The following is an 18511-nucleotide window of genomic DNA, read 5'->3' on the forward strand; positions in this document are numbered from 1 at the left end:
TGTGAAGGTGTCCTGGCCTGTGACGGCGTGCGTCGTGCTGGACATGGGGATGTGCACACTCTCCTCGGATCGGAAACGGGGGGAGGCCCGTGGCCGGTGGTTCGCGGCACGGGCCGGGCCGGTCGGATCAGCCCGGCGTGCCCGGGGTGGCGACCGGGTGCAGGGGGGCGTGGGGCAGGCCGTTCGCGCGCCGGGTGGTGACCGCGGGACGCGGGCGGCGGGTGCCGGTGCGGGACGGCGCGCGTCCGCCCCGGGTCTCGGCGGCCAGCATGGTGATGCCGGCGAGCAGGTCCTCGTCGCGGACGGTGCGGCGGAACCGGTCGGCGGCGCTGCCCGCGGCGAGCGCCTCGTCGAGGAGGTCGCGCACGGTGTCGAAGTCGCCGGACGCCTCCAGCGCCGGGCGCAGCCGGTGCAGCATGCGGCGCAGCACCAGCTGGGCCGGGGCGGCGCGGCGGGTCCAGGGGTCGACGAGCGGGCCTTCGAGACCGGAGCGCGCGGCGCGCCAGCCGGCGGCGCGCAGCCACTCGTGGTGTCCGTCGCAGCGGGGGTCGGCGCCGCGTTCCAGGCGGTGGCAGGCGTCGCGCACCAACGCCCGGAAGAGGCCGGCGATCAGCACGACGGTCTCGGCGCGCGGGCACGCGTCGCAGATGCGCAGCTCCAGGGTGCCCTGGTGGGCGGAGGGGCGTACGTCCTGGTAAAGCATGCCGGCGTCGCTGATGACGCCCGAGCCGATCAGTTCGGCGACGGCCGCGTCGTACTCGGCGGCGTCCCGGTAGCATCCGGCCGGGCCCGCGGTGGGCCAGCGCTGCCAGAGCATGGTGCGCCAGGAGGCGTAGCCGGTGTCGGAGCCCAGCCAGTACGGTGAGCTGGCGGACAGCGCGAGCAGCGGCGGCAGCCAGGGCGACACCAGGCACATGGCGCGGACCGCGGTGTCGCGGTCGGGTACGTCGGCGTGCACCTGGGCGCTGCAGATGAGCTGTTCGTCCGCGACCCGCCGGTACTCGTCCGCCATGCGCCGGAAGCGGGGCACCGCGGTGACGTCGCGCGGGGTCACCCGGGCGAGCGGCACGGTGCCCGCGGCCACGACGGCCAGTCCCTGCGCGGAGGCCGCGGCGGCCAGACGCCGCCGGGTGCCGGTCAGGTCCGCGTACAGCCCGTCGAGGGTGTCATGGACCTGGCTGTTGCTCTCCACCGCGGACTGCTGCAGCTCGCTGCTGAAACCGGTGTCGCCGAGTCTTTCCAACAGCGCACCGGCCCGTGGCACGAGTCGCCCGCTCTCCGCGTCAAGGACGTGGAATTCTTCCTCTGCTCCGATACGCACCGTCACCGCCGGTTCCCCTTGCCCGTAGTCCTGTGCCGGCCCCGCGACGGCCTTCGGGCCACCGGCGGCGCATTCGGCACACCCCGGGTGCCCCGGATGGCCCAGCCGCAATCGAACAGCCCTCGTCAGCGGGATCGCCCACGCGGCGGGCGACCCGGACGGGCGGGGGAACGAGGGGCGAGCCGGCCTCGCCGGCCCGGCCATCGGGAAGCGGGACGTCGCCACGGGTGTGCCCCGGCGCCCACGGTCACGCCGGACCGGGGTCCTGAGGGCGGCCGACGGACGGCAGGAGCCTGGATGCGCGGACACGACCGGCCGGAAGCCACGGGCGCACGGCCACGACCGGCCGGCACCGCGGGACGTACGGCTACGACGGACCGGGGACCGGCCTCGGTCGGCCGCAGGCCGGAGCGGGCGGCCCGCACGCGACGGGGGCCGGGAGCGGGACGAGCCCCGACCCCTCGGGAGCCCTCTCGACCAGGGGCGTGGTCCCGGGGTCAGTTCGTCCGGAGGCTGAAGGTGTCGCGGATGTCGAAGACCTGGTCCAGGCCGGTCATGTGCAGCAGACGCCGCAGGGTCTCCGGCACGGCCACCAGGACGACCGCGGCGCCCGCCGCGACCGCGTGGTTGCGGACGGCGATCAGCGCGGTGATGCCGCTGGAGTCGCAGAAGCCCAGCGCGCCCAGGTCCACCACGAGCAGCAGCCCGGCGGAGAGGAAGGCGCCCACGGCGGCCCCGCGCAGCTGCTGCGCGTTGCTGTGGTCGAGGTCGCCCGCGACCTCCAGCAGGGATCCGGTGGACGTGCGCGACGAGACGATCGTCAGGGGCTTCATGGCGGGGTCACTCTGTTCGTTCCGTGGGACTGTGAGGGCTCAGGGGGTGGCGGGCACGCCGATGGCGAGCAGGGCGGTGTCGTCGTCCAGCCCCTCGCCGAAGTCGCGCAGCAGACCGGTGAAGGTGTCGATCAGACGGTGGCTGCCCGCGGGGGCGCGGGCGGCGGCGAACGACAGCAGCGCCTCGTAGCCGTAGAGCTCCCGGTCGGGGCCGACCCGGGCCTCGGTGAGGCCGTCGGTGTACAGCAGCAGCGTGTCGCCGGGGTGCAGGACGGTGCTCACCTCGACGAACTGCGCCGCCGGCAGGACGCCGACCAGCATGCCGCCCTTGGTGCTCAGGTACTCGGCGCCGCCGTCCGCGCGCAGCACCAGCGCGGGCGGGTGGCCGCCGGAGGCCAGCCGCACCCGCAGCGTGTCCCCCTCGCGTTCGAACACCCCGGCCACGGCGGTGCAGTAGCGCGGATCGTCGCCGGTGTAGCGCTCCATGAGGGCCCGGTTGAGGACCCGCAGGTCGGCGACCGGGTCGGCGTCCTGGATCATGGCGGCGCGCAAGGTGTAGCGGGTGAGCGACGTGAGCGCCGCGGCCTGCGGGCCCTTGCCGCAGACGTCCCCGAGGAAGAAGGCGGTCCGGGTGTCGTCCAGCGCGAACAGGTCGTAGAAGTCGCCGCCCAGTTCCATCGGGGAGGCCGTGTGGTAGTAACCGGCGACCTCCACCCCGGGAAGGTCCGGCAGGGTCGCGGGCAGCAGGCTGCGCTGGAGCACCGCCAGCGCCTCGCGCAGCTGCGCGCGGTCGGCCTCGGCCTGCGCGCGGGCCTCGTCGGCGGCCTTGCGGGCCCGCAGCAGTTCCTTCTCGTAGGCGCGCCGGTCGGTGGCGTCGAAGACGGTCGTGCGGATCAGCAGCGGTTCGCCGTCGCCGCTCCGCTTGAGGGTGGAGGTGACCAGGACCGGCAGCCGCTTGCCGGAGGCCGCCCTCATCTCCAGCGCGATGCCGCCGAGGTGTCCCTGCATGCGGAGCAGCGGGGCGAAGTGCGTCTCGTGGTACAGCCTGCCGCCGACGGTGAGCAGGTCGCTGAAGCGCTTGCGGCCGACCACGTCCTCACGGCGCAGACCGAGCCAGCCCAGCAGGGTGGCGTTGATCTTGGCGACGGTGCCGTCCATGAGGGTGGACAGGTAGCCGCACGGCGCCGACTCGTACAGGTCCTCCGCCGAGTCCTCCAGCAGCGCGCTGAACGCAGCGCTCGTGCCCGGCGCTCCCGCGCCGGGCTCGTCCGGCCCACCGGCGGCGCGGTTCACCGAGCTCCGGCGGACAGGAACGCGCGGATCGCCCCGGCGGTGGCCTCGGGGGCGCTGAGCTGCGGGCAGTGACCGGTGGCGTCCAGGGTGACCAGGTCGCTGCCGGGTATCGCGGCGTGTACGTACGCGCCGACCTCACGGGGCGCGATGACGTCCTGCTCGCACTCCAGGATCAGGGTGGGGACGGTCACGGTCTCGAGGTCCTTGCGGCTGTCCGAGAGGAACGTGGTGCGGGCGAACACCCGGGCGATGTCCGGGTCGGTGGCGCAGAAGCTGTTGGTCAGCTCCTGACCGAGCTCGGGACGGTCCGGGTTTCCCATGATGACCGGGGCCATGGTCGCGGACCAGCCGAGGTAGTTGGACTCCAGCGACTCCAGGAGTTCGTCGATGTCATCGGCCGTGAAACCGCCGCGGTAGTCGTCCTCGTCGATGTAACGGGGCGAGGGGCACACCATGACCAGGGAGCCGATGCGGTCCGGGGCGGCGGCCGCGGCCAGCACGCCGGTCATCGCGCTCACCGAGTGGCCTACGACCACGGCGTCGCGCAGGTCCAGCTCCTCGCAGACCTCCACCAGGTCACGGGCGTAGCCGTCGAGGGAGGAGTAGCGGTCCTCCCGCCAGGCGGACAGGTCGGAGCGGCCGGCGCCGACGTAGTCGAACAGCACCAGGGGGTGCTCGTCAGCGAGGAGGGGCTCGACCAGGCGCCACATGTTCTGGTCACAGCCGAAGCCGTGCACCAGGACGACGGGACGTCCGGTGGCGGCGCCTGTCACACGGACGTTGTTCCTGCGGAGAATGCTCATCCGCCCATGCTCGCACGCCGTGCGGCGGCCCTGTCGGTGGCCTCGGGCGGGCCGGCCGTCCAGGCTCCGGCCGCTCGCGAGCCGGTCACCCCCGGGGTCCCGACGCTGCGTCGTCACGGTTCACGCCCGCGTCGGCGGCCCGCTCCCCGCCCGCGTCGGCGGTGCGGGCTTCCAGGGCCCGCAGCACCGCCACCATGTCCTCGCCGCCGTGCCCGCCGGCCACGGTCTCCTGGAACAGGGTGTGGCAGACGTCGAGCACCGGGGAGGCCACTCCCCTCCCCCGGGCGGCCTCCGCGATCAGACGGTTGTTCTTCAGTACGTCGTGGGCGGCGGCCTGGACGGTGAAGTCCCGGGCGAGCAGCTTGGGCGCCTTCATCCGGGAGACGGAGCTGGCCATCGGACCCGCGTCCAGCACCTCGAGGAAGCGGGCGCGGTCCAGCCCGTGCCGTTCGGCGAAGTGGAACGCCTCGGTGAACCCGGTGACCTGGGTGATCAGGAAGAGGTTGACGGCGAGCTTCATCAGCAGCGCGTTCGGCACCGGCCCGCAGACGAACGTCTCACGGCACAGGGGGCCGAGCAGGGGCCGTACGGAGGCGAGGGCCGAGTCGTCGCCGGCCAGCATCGCCACCAGCTGCCCCTGTTCCGCGGGGACGCGGGAGCCGGACACCGGGACCTCGGCGTAGGCGCCGCCCGCGGCACGTACGGCCTGCTCGAGGCCGGCCGAGTACTCCGGCGAGGTGGTGCCCATGTGGACGAGGGTGCGACCGGCCACGCGGTCGGCGAAGGCGGGGGTGCCACGGGCCAGCACCGCGTCGACCGCCGTCTCGTCCGCGAGCATCAGCAGGACGGTGTCCGCCCGATCGAAGACCTCGGCGGGGCTCGCGGCGACCTCGGCACCGGCGTCCCGCAGGGGTGCGCACCGATCGGCGGTGCGGTTCCACACGACGAGCGGGGTGCCGGCGCGCGCGAGGTTGAGTGCCATGGGCCGGCCCATGACTCCGAGTCCGACGAAACCCACCCGCATGTCGCACCACCGTTCCGGGCCGAGCGCGGCCGCCCCGAGCCCTCGTGAAGCCACCGGCTATGACAGCTGTCATAGTAGCGGCTGCTATGACGGCGGTCATAGGCTGGACGGGCCGGGGGGACGAGAAACGACGAGGACGTGCGGGAGGCCGGGATGGCAGGGGCCGAGCGGGGGCCGCGGGAGCGGATGGTGTTCAGCGCCGCCCAGCTGATCCGGCGCGAGGGGGTCGCGGCGACCGGGATGCGCGAGGTGGCCGCCCACGCCGGGGCGCCGCGCGGATCGCTCCAGCACTACTTCCCCGACGGCAAGGAGCAGCTCGTCAACGAGGCGGTGGGCTGGGCCGGCCGGTACGCCGGGAACCGCGTGGCCCGGTTCCTGGCCGCGCTGCCCGAGCCGACCCCGTCCGGTCTGTTCGCGCAGATGGTCCGCCAGTGGACCGACGAGTACGAGTCCGGCGGCTTCGACGGCGGCTGCCCGGTCGCCGCGGCCACGGTGGACCGCGCCCGGACGGCCGACTCGACCCGGGAGGCGGCGGCAGCGGCCTTCGCCCGGTGGACGGGCGCGGTGGCCGGGGCCCTGACGGACATGGGCGTCCCCCGGGAGCGCAGCGGGCCGCTCGCCACGCTGATGATCAGCTCCCTCGAAGGGGCGATCCTGATCGCCCGGGCGGAGCGCGACGTCCGCGCCCTGACGACGGCGGCCCGCGAACTGGGTCCGCTGCTCGACGCGGCGGTGACCGTCCCCGGACCGGACGCGCGTACGGGGGAACCGGCCGGTGGCTGACGCTCCGTTGACTACAGTGATCGCGCCACCATCCGGCTACCACGGACCTGTGAGGTAATCGCGAACCATGTCGACCGAAACGTTTGAGTTCCAGGTAGAGGCTCGTCAGCTGCTCCAGCTGATGATCCACTCGGTCTACTCGAACAAGGACGTCTTCCTCCGCGAGCTCGTCTCCAACGCCTCGGACGCGCTCGACAAGCTGCGGCTGGCCAAGCTGCGCGACGACACGCTCGACGCCGACGTCTCCGACCCGCACATCGAGCTGGAGATCGACCCGGACGCCCGCACGCTCACCGTGCGCGACAACGGCATCGGCATGTCGTACGACGAGGTCGGCAAGCTGATCGGCACCATCGCCAACTCGGGCACGGCGCAGTTCCTGAAGGAACTGAAGGAGGCGCAGGACGCGGCCGGGGCGGAGGGACTGATCGGCCAGTTCGGCGTCGGCTTCTACTCCGGGTTCATGGTCGCCGACGAGGTCACCCTGCTGACCCGGCGGGCCGGCGAGCACCAGGGCACCCGCTGGACCTCGCGCGGCGAGGGCACGTACACGCTGGAGCGGGTCGACGACGCACCCCAGGGCACCTCGGTCGTCCTGCACCTCAAGCCGGCCGACCCGGACAACCAGCTGCACGACTACACGTCGGTGTGGAAGGTCAAGGAGATCGTCAAGCGCTACTCGGACTTCATCACCTGGCCGATCCGGCTGGTCGGGGGGAAGAGCGAGCAGGGCGACGACGGCGAGGCGGCCGGGCCCGAGACGCTGAACTCGATGAAGGCGCTGTGGGCGCGCTCACGCGACGAGGTGTCCGAGGACGAGTACCACGAGCTGTACAAGCACATCGGCCACGACTGGCGGGAGCCGCTGGAGACCGTCCAGCTGCACGCCGAGGGCACCTTCGAGTACCAGGCCCTGCTGTTCGTCCCCTCGCACGCCCCGCACGACCTGTTCCAGCAGAACATGCGGCACGGCCTCCAGCTGTACGTGAAGCGTGTCTTCATCATGGACGACTGCGAGGCGCTGCTCCCGGCGTACCTGCGGTTCGTCAAGGGCGTCGTCGACGCGCAGGACCTCTCGCTCAACGTGTCCCGCGAGATCCTCCAGCAGGACCGGCACATCCGGATGATGCAGCGCCGCCTCACCAAGAAGGTGCTGTCCTCGGTGAAGAGCATGATGACCGGGGCCCCGGAGAAGTACGCCACCTTCTGGCGCGAGTTCGGTGCCGTGCTCAAGGAGGGCCTGGTCACCGACCCCGACAACCGGGACGCGCTGCTCGCGGTGGCGTCCTTCGCGTCCACGCACGAGGACGGCGAGGCGGTCACGCTCAAGCAGTACGTGGAGCGGATGCCGGACGGACAGGACGACATCTACTTCATCACCGGCGAGTCCCGCGAGGCGATCGACAACTCCCCGCACATGGAGGCCTTCCGGGAGCGCGGCATCGAGGTGCTGCTGCTCACCGACCCGGTCGACGAGGTGTGGGCGGACGCCGTCGGCGAGTTCGAGGGCAAGCGGCTGCGGTCGGTCGCCAAGGGCGAGATCGACCTGGACGCGCGCGAGGACGACAGGAGCGAGGACGAGCAGAAGCAGCAGGCCGAGGCGTACGCCGGTCTGCTCGGCTGGATGCGGGAGCGGCTGGAGGACGACGTCAAGGAGGTGCGGCTGTCGACGCGTCTCACCGTGTCCCCGGCCTGCCTCGTCGCCGGCGCGGACGACCTCACGCCGGCGCTGGAGAACATGTACCGGGCGATGGGGCAGGAGGTGCCGCGCAGCAGGCGCGTCCTCGAACTGAACCCGGACCACGCCCTGGTGAAGGGCCTCAACGAGGCGTACGGGGAGCGGGAGGACCGCACGGAGCTCACCGACACCGCGGAACTGCTGTACACGCTGGCCGTGGTGGCCGAGGGCGGCCGGCCCAAGGACCCGGCGCGTTTCGTGCGGCTGATGGCGGACCGCCTGGAGCGCACCCTGTGAGTGACGCCGCGAGGTGACGGCCCACGGCCCGTCGTCCCCGCCCGCGGTCAGACGCGGGCGGGTGCGGCGGGCCTCGGCCCGCGCGCGGCCTCCCGCAGGCGACGGCCGCGGCGGGTGAGACCCCACGGCTTGAGCACCGAGATCACGGTCATGAAGACGTAGGCGGACAGGGACACGATCGGGCCCATGAGGACGTCGCCGCCGTCGGGCAGCGCGTGACCGGCGGAGACGGCCGCCACCGCGTCGTTCACGCCCGGCCGCAGGGCGAAGGCGGTGGCGGTGGTCGTGGCGAGGGTCAGCCAGAACTTGGTCCACACCCAGCGGTGCCGGGCCAGGCCCCAGGGTGTGCCCAGGGACAGGACCAGACCGCTCACCAGCGTCAGCACGGCGACCGGCAGCAGGAGCCAGTCGGCGAACAGCTTCATGGCGCGGACGGCCGCCTCCACCGTGGCAGCCGACCCGGTGGTGTTCGCGGCGAGGCCGAGCGCGAGCAGTCCCGCGGACAGCCCCAGCCAGCCGGCGGAGGCGACGACGTGGACGACGAGGAGGGCCCGGCGTGCGGGGCGGTCGAGTTTCACGCCGTCCACGGTGCCGGGCCGGGCCTCCGGGGACATCCCACGGCGGGAGTAACCCCGCGTACCGACACGGGCGTACACGACGGCGGGCCGGCGGGCCGTCCCCGGCCCGTGTCGCACGTCACGCCTCGTGGTCAGGCATTTCCGGCCGGACGGGCGGCTTGCGCACGAGAAGGTGGGGGCACAAGTGAGCGGTGACCACAGCAGACTTCCTTCTCGCCCTCCTCGGCGCGGTCGCCCTCGGCGCGGCCGTGCTGCCGCGGCTGCTGGCCCGCAGGCCGCTGTCCCTCCCCCTGGTGTTCCTCGGCCTCGGCGCCGTCGTGCAGCTGCTGCCCCTCCCGCTGCCGGAGATCGACCCGGTGGCGGACGGGCTGTGGGTGGAGCACCTCGCGGAGATCTGCGTGGTCCTGTCCCTCATGGGCGCGGGTCTCGCCCTGAACCGGCCCTTCGGCCTCGCGAACTGGCAGGGGGTGTGGCGACAGCTCGGCATCACGATGCCGCTGACCATAGCCGCCGTCGCCGCCCTCATCTGGGGCCTGCTGGACTGGCCCGTCGCCGCGGCGCTGCTGCTGGCGGCCGTGCTCTCCCCGACGGATCCGGTGCTCGCCTCCGAGGTGCGCGTCGGGGAGCCGACGGACGCGGAGCACGACGAGGACGAGGTCCGCTTCACGCTGACCGGTGAGGCCGGGCTGAACGACGGGCTGGCCTTCCCCTTCGTCGCGGGGGCGATGGCCCTGGCGGCCGCGGGCGGGCAGCTGACCGGCGGCGGTGTCGGCCACTGGCTGCTGGTGGACGTGCTCTACAAGTGCGCGGCGGGCGTGGCCGCGGGGCTGCTCGTCGGGGCGCTGCTGGGCCGGCTGTTCTTCCGGGCCCGGTGGCAGGCGATGCGGCTGTCGGAGCACAGCGAGGGGTTCGTGGCCCTCGGCGCGACGTTCCTCGCGTACGGGGTGACGGAGCTGGTGCACGGCTACGGCTTCCTCGCCGTGTTCGTCACCGCATGCCGGATCCGCTCGGCGGAGCGCGCGCACGGCTTCCACGGGGTGCTGCACGACTTCGTGGAGCAGATCGAGCGGCTGCTGACGGCGGTGCTGCTGTTCCTGCTGGGCGCGTTCGTCGCCCAGGGCGGGCTGGCGCCGCTCAGCTGGCAGGGCGCGGTGGTGGGCGTGCTGCTGCTCGTCGTCCGCCCGGTGACCGGGTGGGTCGCCCAGCTCGGCGCCGCGGCCGGCCCCCGGGAGCGGGTGGTGACCGCGTTCTTCGGCATCCGCGGCATCGGCTCCCTGTTCTACCTGGCGTACGCGCTGGACTCGCACGACTTCGGGGTGCCCCCCGAGGTGCTGTGGGCCGTGGTGACCTTCGCGGTGGTCGCCTCGGTGGCGCTGCACGGGGTGAGCGCCACGCCTGTCATCGCGCGTCTGGACCGGCTGCGGCTGCACCGCGCCAAGGCGAGGGGCGCGGGGCACTCCCCCGCGGACCACGAAGTGGCCGGGGAACGGCTGTGAACCTCCTGCCCGCGACCGCACGACACACGGCCCGCCCCGATGTGCGGGGCCGCCGGGTTCGGTGTTGTGTGGGGATCATGCGGCGTGAGGACGGGCGGGCCGGCCCGGTGGACGACGTCGAGGCGGTTCTCGACGAACTGTACGCGCTGCCGCCGTCGGACTTCGTCGCCCGGCGTGAGGAACGCGCGGCGGCGGCCCGGACGGCGCGGCGGGCCGAGGACGCCCGCCGTATCCACGCCGCCCGCCGTCCCACCCTCGCCGCGTGGGCGGCGAACCTGCTGCGTCGCTCACGGCCCGACGAGGCGCGGCAGTTCCTGGAGCTGGGGCAGGCGCTGCGCGAGGCCTACGCCACCCTGGACCCGAGCGGTCTGAAGGAGCTGTCGGCGCAGCGGCGGCGCATCGTCTCCGAGCTGTCGCGGCAGGCGGCGCAGCTCGCGCGGACGGCCGGACACCCGCTGTCGGACGCGGTGCAGCGGGACGTGGAGACGACGCTGCGCGCGGTGCTCGCCGACCCGGAGGCGGCGGCCGTGTGGGACGCGGCCCGGGTGGAGGGCGTGCTCACCCCTCCCTCGGAGTTCGGTGCGGAGGCGGTCGCCGCCGCGCCGGCCCGCCGCGAGCCGGCGCGCACCCGGACATCGCGTACGGATCCGGTGGCGAAGCGCGAGGACGAGGCGGCCGTGCGGCGGCGTGCCGAACGGGAGGAGCGGGCGGCCCGGGCGCGGGAGGAGGCGCGGGCCGCCGACGCGCGGCTGCGCGAGCGGCGCGACGCCCGCGAGGACGCCCGGGCCGCGCTGGAACGGGCCGGCGAGCGGGAGCGGGAGGCCGGGGAGCGGGTGGCCGAGCTGGAGGAACAGCTCGGGCGGGCCCGCACCGAACGGGAGCGGACGCGGACCGAACGCGCGGAGGCCGAGGAACGGGACGCCGCCGCCGTGGACGCCCTCGCCGGGGCCGAACGGGAGGCGGCGGCCGCCGCGCGCCGGGCCGGACGGGCGGAGAGGAACGGCACGTGACCGACGGCGGACGACCGTGCGAGCGGGTGCGAGGGTCCTGGCGCCCCGGGTACCCGGGGGCCGCACCCGCGTGCGGACGCGCCCGGGCAGCGGCGCCCGGGCGGGACGTCGGTACACAGGAGGACGGGCGCCACGTGACCCGGCGGGAACGGGCCGCCCGCAGGACGGGGGGTACGGCATGACACGCGAAGACATCAGGGACACGGACACCAGAGGCGCGGTCGCCGGGAACACGGCGGGCGGACGGACGGCGCCGGCGTCGCTGGCCTCGCTGCTGGTGTCCCTCGGCACCGGCGCCTACGTGGTGGACTCCAAGGGCGCCGTCGTCGGGGTCAACGCGCACGCCGAGCGGCTGCTGGGCCGGCCCGAGGAGGAGTTCCTCGGCCGCGACGCGCACGATCTGCTGCACCGCAGCCGGTACGGCGCCCCGCTGCCCCGCACCCAGTGCGGGATGCGGCACGCCTACATGGCCGGACGCACGCTGCAGTCGGAGGAGGAGTGGTTCGAGCGCGGCGACGGTTCCCTCGTCCTGGTGTCCTGGCTGGTCACTCCGTGCCGCACCGACGACGGGGCCGATCGCACCCTGGTGCTCTTCCACACGCCGCACGACCCGGAGGAGGTGCGCGCGCCGGGCAACCGGTTCATCAGTCCGCTGCCCGAGCTGGAGCGGCTCGCCCTGCTGGCCGAGACCACCACCCAGCTCACCGCCACCCTCGACGTCGAGACGGCGCTGCGCAGGCTGGTGCGGCTGGTGGTGCCGCAGCTCGCCGACTGGGCGGTCGTCGACCTGGTCACCGAACGCGGCGAGGTGCGGCGAACGACCGTGGTCCACGCCGACGACGGCGACCTGGTGCGTCGCGAGGACCTGCAGGGCCCCCTGCCACCCGTGCCGCAGGACTCCCTGATGCCGCTCGCCCGGGCTCTGCGCGGGGTCTCCCCCGCCCTGGCCGATCCCTCCCTGCACCGGTCGCCGGACTCCCCGCTCGCCGTGGAGCAGCGCCGGCTGTTCGCGGAGTCCGGCATCCGCTCCGCGGCCGTCGCGCCGATCCGGGGGGTGCGCGAGGTGCTCGGGGCGCTGACCCTGGGCCGGGCGGACCGTCCGGAACCGTTCACCGCGGCCGACCTGCCGCTGCTGGAGGACATCTGCCGGCGGGCCGGTCTGGCGCTCGACAACGCCCGGCTGTACCAGCGGCAGCGCACGGTCGCCGAGACCATGCAGCGTCACCTGCTGCCGCAGCTGCCCCACGTGCCCGGGCTGCAGATGAGCGCCCGGTACCTGGCCGCGCCCGACGCCTCGCAGGTCGGCGGCGACTGGTACGACGCGTTCGTGCTGCCCGACGGGGCCACGGCGCTGGTCGTCGGGGACGTCGTCGGGCACGACCTCGACGCGGCGGCGGGCATGGCGCAGATGCGCAACGTGCTGCGGGCGTACGCGTGGTCGCAGGAGGATCCACCGAGCCTCATCGTCTCCCGGCTGGACCGGGCGGCCGTGCACATCACCGAAGTCACCATGGCCACGCTGTTGTTCGCCCGGATGACCCCCGTCGGGGACGGCCGGTGGACGCTGTCGTGGACCAACGCCGGCCACCCCCCGCCGCTGCTGGTCACCCGGGACGGCGAGGCCTCCTATCTCACCGACGGGCACGGCATCCTGCTCGGTTCCGGTACGGACCGCCCCCGCCCCGACGGGGAGGCCGAACTCCCCCCGGGGGCGACGCTGTTGTTCTACACCGACGGTCTCATCGAGGAGCCCGGCCGCGATCTCGAGGAAGGGATGGAGCGGCTGCGCGTCCACGCGGCCGCCCTGGCCCAGCAGTCGCCGGACCGGTTCACGGACCTCGTGCTGGAGCGGGCCCGGCCGGCCGACAACGACGACGACGTCGCCCTGCTGACCGTCCGCGTCCCGGTCGACGGAGCGGCCTGACCGCACTGACGGCCGGCCAACCGCGCCCAGATGTCCGGAAGTTGGTCTGGACCAGCTGTGCCCCCGTCGCTAGACTCCCCCTCGACTCGGGTTGAGAGCGCTCTCACACGTGGTTGTTCCACCCCCACCTCGCTGGAACGACGAAGGGCCACCATCCATGAGAAGACGCACCGGACTCACGCGTGCCGTGCTCGCCGCCGCGCTCCTGATCGGCAGCTTCACCGCCGCGGGCACCCTCCCCGCCTCGGCGCACGACGCCCCCGCCACCGCCGGCGGCACCGACGAGGCACCCGCCTCCCCCGGGCTGCTGCGGGCGATGCAGCGCGACCTCGGCCTGACCCCCGCCGAGGCGGAGGACCGGCTGGCCGCCGAACGCGAGGCCACCGCCCTGGCCCCGAAGGCGCGCAAGGCCGCCGGATCCGCCTACGGCGGCTCGTGGTTCGACGCCGGCAACGGAAAGCTCACCGTCGCCGTCACCCCGGACGCCGACGCCACGACCGTACGCACCCTGCGCGACTCCGGCGCCGCCGTGCGCACCGTCGCGCACACCGAACGGCAGCTGGACGCGGCCAAGTCCCGCCTCGACCGGCTCGACGCCCCGGCCGGCGTGGCCAGTTGGTCCGTGGACCCGGTGGCTAACTCGGTCGTGGTGAACGTGGTCGACGGCCGGCGGGCCGACAACGATGTCCGCGCCTTCGTGGGCAAGGCCCGCGAGGCCGGCCCGGTCACCGTGCGGACCGTGCGCACCGCCCCCAGCACCTTCGCCGCGGGCACGGTCGGCGGCGACCCGTACTACACCGGCAACGTGCGCTGCTCCATCGGCTTCTCGGTGCACGGCGGCTTCGTCACCGCCGGGCACTGCGGCGGTGCCGGGCAGCAGGTGCGGGGCTGGGACGGCTCGTACATCGGGAATTTCCAGGGCTCCTCGTTCCCGGACAACGACTACGCCTGGGTGAACGTGGGCAGCGGCTGGTGGACCGTGCCGGTGGTGCTCGGCTGGGGCACCGTGCCGGACCAGCTGGTGCGCGGCTCGACGGAGGCGCCGGTGGGCGCCTCGATCTGCCGCTCGGGCTCCACGACGCGCTGGCACTGCGGCCGCGTGCTGGCCAAGAACGAGACCGTCAACTACAGCCAGGGCGCGGTGCACCAGATGACGAAGACCAGCGTGTGCGCCGAGGGCGGCGACTCGGGCGGTTCGTTCATCAGCGGCGACCAGGCCCAGGGCGTCACCTCCGGCGGCTGGGGCAACTGCTCCGGCGGGGGCGAGACCTGGTTCCAGCCGGTCAACGAGATCCTCAACCGCTACGGGCTGACGCTGCACACGGCCTGACCTTCCGGCAGCGAACGGGCGGGCCCCGCCGAACGACTCGGCGGGGCCCGCCTCTCGCGCTGCCCGAGGCCTTTCGGCCCCGCGTTCACAACAGTTACCGGTCCGTAACTTACTCGTGGGTTACCGCCGGTAAGTAAGCGCTGTTAGTTTTCGGTTTCATCTTCTGCAGCCGCAGCGAGGAGAGAGCCGTGAGCCGTATCAGCAGCGTGCTGACCACCGTCGTCGCCACGACGGCGTGTGTGTGCGCGTCCGCTTCACCCGCCGCCGCGACCGACCCGGTCGTGTCGCGGGGCGTCACCATCCCCGCCTTCTACTCCCCGCCCGCCGAACTGCCCTCGGGCAACGGCAAGCTGATCCGCCATGAGCCGCTGCGTCTCGGGCTGAGCCTGCCCGGCCTGGACGGCCGCCGGCTGCCGGGCACGGCCACCCGCCTGATGTACACCTCGACCGACGCGAACGGGCACCAAGTCGCCGTCACCGGCGCCTACATCGAGCCGTCCGCCGACTGGAAGGGCACCGGACCGCGCCCCCTGGTCGTCGTCGGCTCCGGCACCATGGGCCAGGGCGACCAGTGCGCCCCCTCCCTCGCCCTGGAGAACCCGCTGACCCTCACCGGCGAAACCCTGTCGTTCGGCTACGAGAACCTGGCGGTCTACCGCCTGCTCGCCACCGGCGCGGCGGTCGTCGTCACCGACTACGTGGGCCTCGGCGCCACCGACCGGCTGCACACCTACGTCAACCGCGTCGACGAGGGCCACGCGATGCTGGACGCGGCCCGGGTGGCGCGTTCCGTGCCCGGCGCGTCCGTCACCGCCGCCTCCCGGGTGGGGATGTACGGCTACAGCCAGGGCGGCGGGGCCAGCGCCTCCGCGGCCGAACTCCAGAGCGGCTACGCGCCCGACGTCCCCCTGGCCGGCACCTACAGCGGCGCGCCGCCGGCCAACCTGACCGACGTGACCAAGGGCATCGACGGCAGTGCCCTGGCCGGCGCGCTGGGCTGGTCCATCAACGGCTTCGCCCAGACCTCGCCGGCCCTGCGGGCGGTGGTCGAGGCGAACATGAACGACGCCGGGCGCAAGGCGCTCGCGGACATCTCCACCACCTGCGTCGGCGACGCGATCCTGGGCTACGGCTTCACCAAGAGCACCAAGTGGACGAAGAACGGCAAGTCCGTCGGCGACATCATCGCCGGGGAGCCCGCCGCCCAGGCGGTGCTGGACGACCAGCGCATCGGGCGCCTGCGGCCCACCGGGCCGGTCCGCGTGGTCACCGGCGTGCAGGACGACATCGTGCCGCACGCCCAGGCCCGGCAGATGGCCGTGGACTGGTGCAAGAAGGGCGGCGACGTCACCTACAAGGCGGTCCGGCTGCCGAACCTCGGTGACAAGCTGCTGACCAACCATCTGGCGCCGCTGCTGACCGACCAGGGCGACGCGATCGAATGGCTGACCGACCGGCTCAAGGGCAAGGCCACCAGCTCGAACTGCTGGACGATGCCGGTCCAGCCGTGAACGGCGGGAGATGACACGAGCCCCGCCCCGCGACCGCGGGACGGGGCTCGTGAGCGGAGCGCCGGGCAGGCCTTGCACCTGCATCTCCCCGCAGGAAGCGGGGCGTCTTTCCTTGGACCACCAACGCACGGCCGGCCGGCGGGGTTTCGTCCTCGCCGTGACCTGGGACAACCATAGCGCCGATCGCCCCAGTAGTCACATCGGTCACATGACCAGCCCGGCGAGGGCTCCGTCGAAGTTCTTCTCGACCTGCGCCTGCTCGGCCGCGTTCGGCCGGGCGACGGTGCAGGACGGCCCGGCGCTGGCGCCGGACATCAAGCTGGAACAGGGGCCGGGCTTGCGGTCGGGCAGGCCCAGGACATGGCCCAGTTCGTGAGCGGCGATACGGACGATGGAGTGGCCCGCGTCCACCGCCTGGCGGCCGAAGTGGACGGTCCCGCTGCCCATGGACGAGGGCAGGGTGCGCGGCCAGCCGTCGTCCACGACGATCCGTATGTCGGCGCGCTCGCCGGACGTCACCGGGCGCAGTTCCACACCGTCGACGCTGTCGTTCCAGACCGCCGCTCCCCGGTCGACCGCGGACGCGAACTCCCCGGCCCCGCTCGTGTCGTAGGTGAGCACCCGGGTCTCCCCCGCGGGCGCCGTCGTGTCGGCGGTCCTGACCGCCACGGCCTTTCCGCCCACCACGGGTCCGTACAGCAGGAATACGGCGGCCACGGCGCCGGTGAGCGTACGGATCCGCATGGTCGACCTCCTGTGGGGGGAAGGCGGCGGGTCGAGGTGCCGCTTCGGAGCGACTTCCCGCCGTCCGGCCGGTCAATCACCGGGCCCGGCGATTCAGAAGCGCCGCTGCTCAATCCCATGCGACGTATCGGTTGGACTTCCGGATCACTCGGGGGCACTGTGGGGCCAGGATCGACACCGTCCCACGGGACACCCCCGCCCGCATCACCGGAGAACGCCCCGATGAACCATCTCGCCAGTCCCGACCGCTACGACGGCACCATGCGCTACCGGCGCACCGGCCGCTCGGGCCTCGACCTCCCGCTGCTGTCCCTGGGCTACTGGCACAACTTCGGTGACGACCGGTCCTTCGAGAGCCAGCGCGCCATCGCCCTGCGCGCCTTCGACCTGGGCATCACCCACCACGACCTCGCCAACAACTACGGCCCGCCCTACGGCTCCGCCGAGATCAACTTCGGCCGGCTGATGAAGCGGGACCTGGCGCCGTACCGCGACGAGATGGTCATCTCCACCAAGGCCGGCTGGGACATGTGGCCCGGTCCCTACGGCCAGGGCGGCGGCTCCCGGAAGTACCTGCTGGCCTCGTTGGACCAGTCCCTGAAGCGCATGGGCCTGGAGTACGTGGACATCTTCTACTCGCACCGTTTGGACGCCACCACTCCCCTCGAGGAGACCATGGGCGCCCTGGACACCGCGGTGCGGCAGGGCAAGGCGCTCTACGTCGGCATCTCCTCCTACGACGCCGAGCGCAGCCGCCAGGCCGCGGAGATCCTGCGCGACCTGGGCACCCCGCTGCTGATCCACCAGCCGTCGTACAACATGCTCAACCGCTGGATCGAGACGGACGGCCTGCTGGACGTGGCGCAGGAGGAGGGCTTCGGCGTCATCGGGTTCACCGCCCTGGCCCAAGGGCTGCTCACCGGCCGCTACCTGGACGGCGTACCGCAGGACTCGCGGGCCGCCGCCGGGACCTCCTTCGACGCCGGCTGGCTGACCGACGACATGCTGCGCCGGCTGCGGGCCCTGAACGACATCGCCGCCCGCCGCGGCCAGACGCTCGCGCAGATGGCCCTGGCCTGGGCGCTGCGCGACCCCCGCGTCACCTCGCTGGTCATCGGCGCCTCGCGCACCGAGCAGCTGGAGCAGAACGTGGCGGCGCTGGAGAACCTCGACTTCACCGCCGAGGAGCTCGCCGAGATCGACACCTACGCCACGGAGGGCGGCGTCGACCTGTGGCGGGACGCCCGCCAGGGCGCGCTGGGCTGACCCCGCCGGGGGGCCGGTGAGGTGTGCTCCGCCCGGTTCGGGGAACTGAGGTGCGGAGGACCGCTTGGCCCCCCACCGTTCGGACGGCCGCCCATGCAGACCTTCCTTCCCTACCCCGACTTCTGCGGATCCGCGCTGGTGCTCGACCGGAAGCGGCTCGGCAAACAGCGGGTGGAGGCGCTCCAGGTGCTGCGCGGGCTGATCGTGCCGGGCTACGGCTGGCGCCGCCATCCCGCGGTGCGCATGTGGACCGGGTACGAGGAGGCACTCGTGCGCTACGGCCTGGACGTGTGCCGGGTCTGGCGCGACCGCGGCCACCAGGACAGCTGCGCCGCGACGCTGGTCGCCGACCTCGCCACCGTACGGCCCGGCGCTCCGGTGCGCGAGCAGCGGGAGCTGGCGGAGGCCGGTGAGCTGCCGCCGTGGCTGGGCGACGACGCCGTGCACCGCAGTCACCGCTCCGCGCTGGTGCGCAAGGACCCGGACGTGTACCGGGAGCTGTTCCCCGACGAGCCGGACGACCTGCCGTACGTCTGGCCGTCCTCCGACCGCGACCCGGAGGCGGCGGCCGGCTGAGCACCGGCGCCCCGGCGCACCTCACGGGAGGTGCGCCGGGGCGC

The 18511-nt window shown here is 73.5% G+C and carries 16 protein-coding genes; 9 read left to right on the top strand and 7 right to left on the bottom strand.

The window, feature by feature from the left end; genetic code table 11:
- Positions 1–127: 127 nt before the first annotated feature.
- From ACIF8S_RS07890 to ACIF8S_RS07910, 5 genes are all read right to left on the bottom strand, one after another.
- Positions 128–1327: a glutamate--cysteine ligase gene (locus ACIF8S_RS07890; RefSeq protein ID WP_399997998.1), complete on the bottom strand. Its 1200-nt coding sequence runs from the start codon at positions 1325–1327 to the stop codon at positions 128–130.
- A gap of 491 nt (positions 1328–1818) precedes the next feature.
- Positions 1819–2154, bottom strand: a complete 336-nt coding sequence (locus ACIF8S_RS07895) for an STAS domain-containing protein (protein ID WP_399997999.1) — start codon at positions 2152–2154, stop codon at positions 1819–1821.
- Positions 2155–2193: 39 nt separating this feature from the next.
- Positions 2194–3447: a PP2C family protein-serine/threonine phosphatase gene (locus ACIF8S_RS07900; RefSeq protein WP_399998001.1), complete on the bottom strand. Its 1254-nt coding sequence runs from the start codon at positions 3445–3447 to the stop codon at positions 2194–2196.
- Positions 3444–4250, bottom strand: coding sequence for an alpha/beta fold hydrolase (locus ACIF8S_RS07905; RefSeq protein WP_399998002.1), 807 nt, complete (start codon positions 4248–4250; stop codon positions 3444–3446). Before ACIF8S_RS07905 ends, ACIF8S_RS07900 begins: the two co-directional genes overlap by 4 nt.
- An 85-nt stretch (positions 4251–4335) precedes the next feature.
- Positions 4336–5274, bottom strand: coding sequence for an NAD(P)-dependent oxidoreductase (locus ACIF8S_RS07910; RefSeq protein WP_399998003.1), 939 nt, complete (start codon positions 5272–5274; stop codon positions 4336–4338).
- A gap of 153 nt (positions 5275–5427) precedes the next feature.
- On the opposite strand from ACIF8S_RS07910, the gene ACIF8S_RS07915 reads away from it, so the two are divergent.
- Both ACIF8S_RS07915 and htpG read left to right on the top strand, forming a co-directional pair.
- Positions 5428–6057 carry a TetR/AcrR family transcriptional regulator gene (locus ACIF8S_RS07915; protein WP_399998005.1) on the top strand — a complete coding sequence of 210 codons (630 nt, stop codon included), beginning with the start codon at positions 5428–5430 and terminating at the stop codon, positions 6055–6057.
- A gap of 67 nt (positions 6058–6124) precedes the next feature.
- Positions 6125–8032, top strand: coding sequence for a molecular chaperone HtpG (htpG, locus tag ACIF8S_RS07920; protein WP_399998007.1), 1908 nt, complete (start codon positions 6125–6127; stop codon positions 8030–8032).
- Between the two features lie 47 nt (positions 8033–8079).
- On the opposite strand, the gene ACIF8S_RS07925 is transcribed toward htpG, so the two are convergent.
- Positions 8080–8646, bottom strand: a complete 567-nt coding sequence (locus ACIF8S_RS07925) for a DUF2269 family protein (RefSeq protein ID WP_399998009.1) — start codon at positions 8644–8646, stop codon at positions 8080–8082.
- A gap of 155 nt (positions 8647–8801) precedes the next feature.
- Between ACIF8S_RS07925 and ACIF8S_RS07930 the strand changes: the two genes are divergently transcribed.
- The 5 genes from ACIF8S_RS07930 to ACIF8S_RS07950 all read left to right on the top strand — a co-directional run bounded on the left by ACIF8S_RS07930 (position 8802) and on the right by ACIF8S_RS07950 (position 15881).
- A complete protein-coding gene (locus tag ACIF8S_RS07930; protein ID WP_399998010.1) occupies positions 8802–10106 on the top strand; it encodes a cation:proton antiporter in 1305 nt (434 codons plus the stop codon).
- A gap of 77 nt (positions 10107–10183) precedes the next feature.
- Positions 10184–11116, top strand: a complete 933-nt coding sequence (locus ACIF8S_RS07935; protein WP_399998012.1) for a hypothetical protein — start codon at positions 10184–10186, stop codon at positions 11114–11116.
- A gap of 178 nt (positions 11117–11294) precedes the next feature.
- Positions 11295–13040 carry a SpoIIE family protein phosphatase gene (locus ACIF8S_RS07940; protein WP_399998013.1) on the top strand — a complete coding sequence of 582 codons (1746 nt, stop codon included), beginning with the start codon at positions 11295–11297 and terminating at the stop codon, positions 13038–13040.
- A 157-nt stretch (positions 13041–13197) separates the two neighbouring features.
- Positions 13198–14370, top strand: coding sequence for a S1 family peptidase (locus ACIF8S_RS07945; protein WP_399998014.1), 1173 nt, complete (start codon positions 13198–13200; stop codon positions 14368–14370).
- A 188-nt stretch (positions 14371–14558) separates the two neighbouring features.
- Positions 14559–15881, top strand: coding sequence for a lipase family protein (locus ACIF8S_RS07950; protein WP_399998016.1), 1323 nt, complete (start codon positions 14559–14561; stop codon positions 15879–15881).
- Positions 15882–16085: 204 nt separating this feature from the next.
- Here ACIF8S_RS07950 and ACIF8S_RS07955 read toward each other — a convergent pair whose 3' ends face one another.
- Complete coding sequence (locus tag ACIF8S_RS07955) at positions 16086–16625, bottom strand: snapalysin family zinc-dependent metalloprotease (protein WP_399998018.1); 540 nt, start codon at positions 16623–16625, stop codon at positions 16086–16088.
- Between the two features lie 222 nt (positions 16626–16847).
- Here ACIF8S_RS07955 and mgrA point away from each other — a divergent pair, with 222 nt between their 5' ends.
- Entirely contained in the window at positions 16848–17891 is a 1044-nt protein-coding gene (mgrA, locus tag ACIF8S_RS07960) for an L-glyceraldehyde 3-phosphate reductase (RefSeq protein ID WP_399998020.1), read from the top strand.
- Between the two features lie 93 nt (positions 17892–17984).
- A complete protein-coding gene (locus ACIF8S_RS07965) occupies positions 17985–18467 on the top strand; it encodes an MSMEG_6728 family protein (RefSeq protein ID WP_399998021.1) in 483 nt (160 codons plus the stop codon).
- The last annotated feature ends 44 nt before the right edge of the window (positions 18468–18511 follow it).

Source organism: Streptomyces sp. NPDC085937, from assembly GCF_044540535.1.
In the GTDB taxonomy this organism is placed as follows: domain Bacteria; phylum Actinomycetota; class Actinomycetes; order Streptomycetales; family Streptomycetaceae; genus Streptomyces.

Excerpts from the sequence above, each read along its gene's own strand:
- htpG (WP_399998007.1), top strand. The coding sequence starts at position 6,125 with ATGTCGACCGAAACGTTTGAGTTCCAGGTAGAGGCTCGTCAGCTGCTC.
- ACIF8S_RS07895 (WP_399997999.1), bottom strand. The coding sequence starts at position 2,154 with ATGAAGCCCCTGACGATCGTCTCGTCGCGCACGTCCACCGGATCCCTG.
- ACIF8S_RS07905 (WP_399998002.1), bottom strand. The coding sequence starts at position 4,250 with ATGAGCATTCTCCGCAGGAACAACGTCCGTGTGACAGGCGCCGCCACC.
- mgrA (WP_399998020.1), top strand. The coding sequence starts at position 16,848 with ATGAACCATCTCGCCAGTCCCGACCGCTACGACGGCACCATGCGCTAC.
- ACIF8S_RS07910 (WP_399998003.1), bottom strand. The coding sequence starts at position 5,274 with ATGCGGGTGGGTTTCGTCGGACTCGGAGTCATGGGCCGGCCCATGGCA.
- ACIF8S_RS07945 (WP_399998014.1), top strand. The coding sequence starts at position 13,198 with ATGAGAAGACGCACCGGACTCACGCGTGCCGTGCTCGCCGCCGCGCTC.
- ACIF8S_RS07965 (WP_399998021.1), top strand. The coding sequence starts at position 17,985 with ATGCAGACCTTCCTTCCCTACCCCGACTTCTGCGGATCCGCGCTGGTG.
- ACIF8S_RS07925 (WP_399998009.1), bottom strand. The coding sequence starts at position 8,646 with ATGTCCCCGGAGGCCCGGCCCGGCACCGTGGACGGCGTGAAACTCGAC.
- ACIF8S_RS07955 (WP_399998018.1), bottom strand. The coding sequence starts at position 16,625 with ATGCGGATCCGTACGCTCACCGGCGCCGTGGCCGCCGTATTCCTGCTG.
- ACIF8S_RS07940 (WP_399998013.1), top strand. The coding sequence starts at position 11,295 with ATGACACGCGAAGACATCAGGGACACGGACACCAGAGGCGCGGTCGCC.
- ACIF8S_RS07915 (WP_399998005.1), top strand. The coding sequence starts at position 5,428 with ATGGCAGGGGCCGAGCGGGGGCCGCGGGAGCGGATGGTGTTCAGCGCC.
- ACIF8S_RS07935 (WP_399998012.1), top strand. The coding sequence starts at position 10,184 with ATGCGGCGTGAGGACGGGCGGGCCGGCCCGGTGGACGACGTCGAGGCG.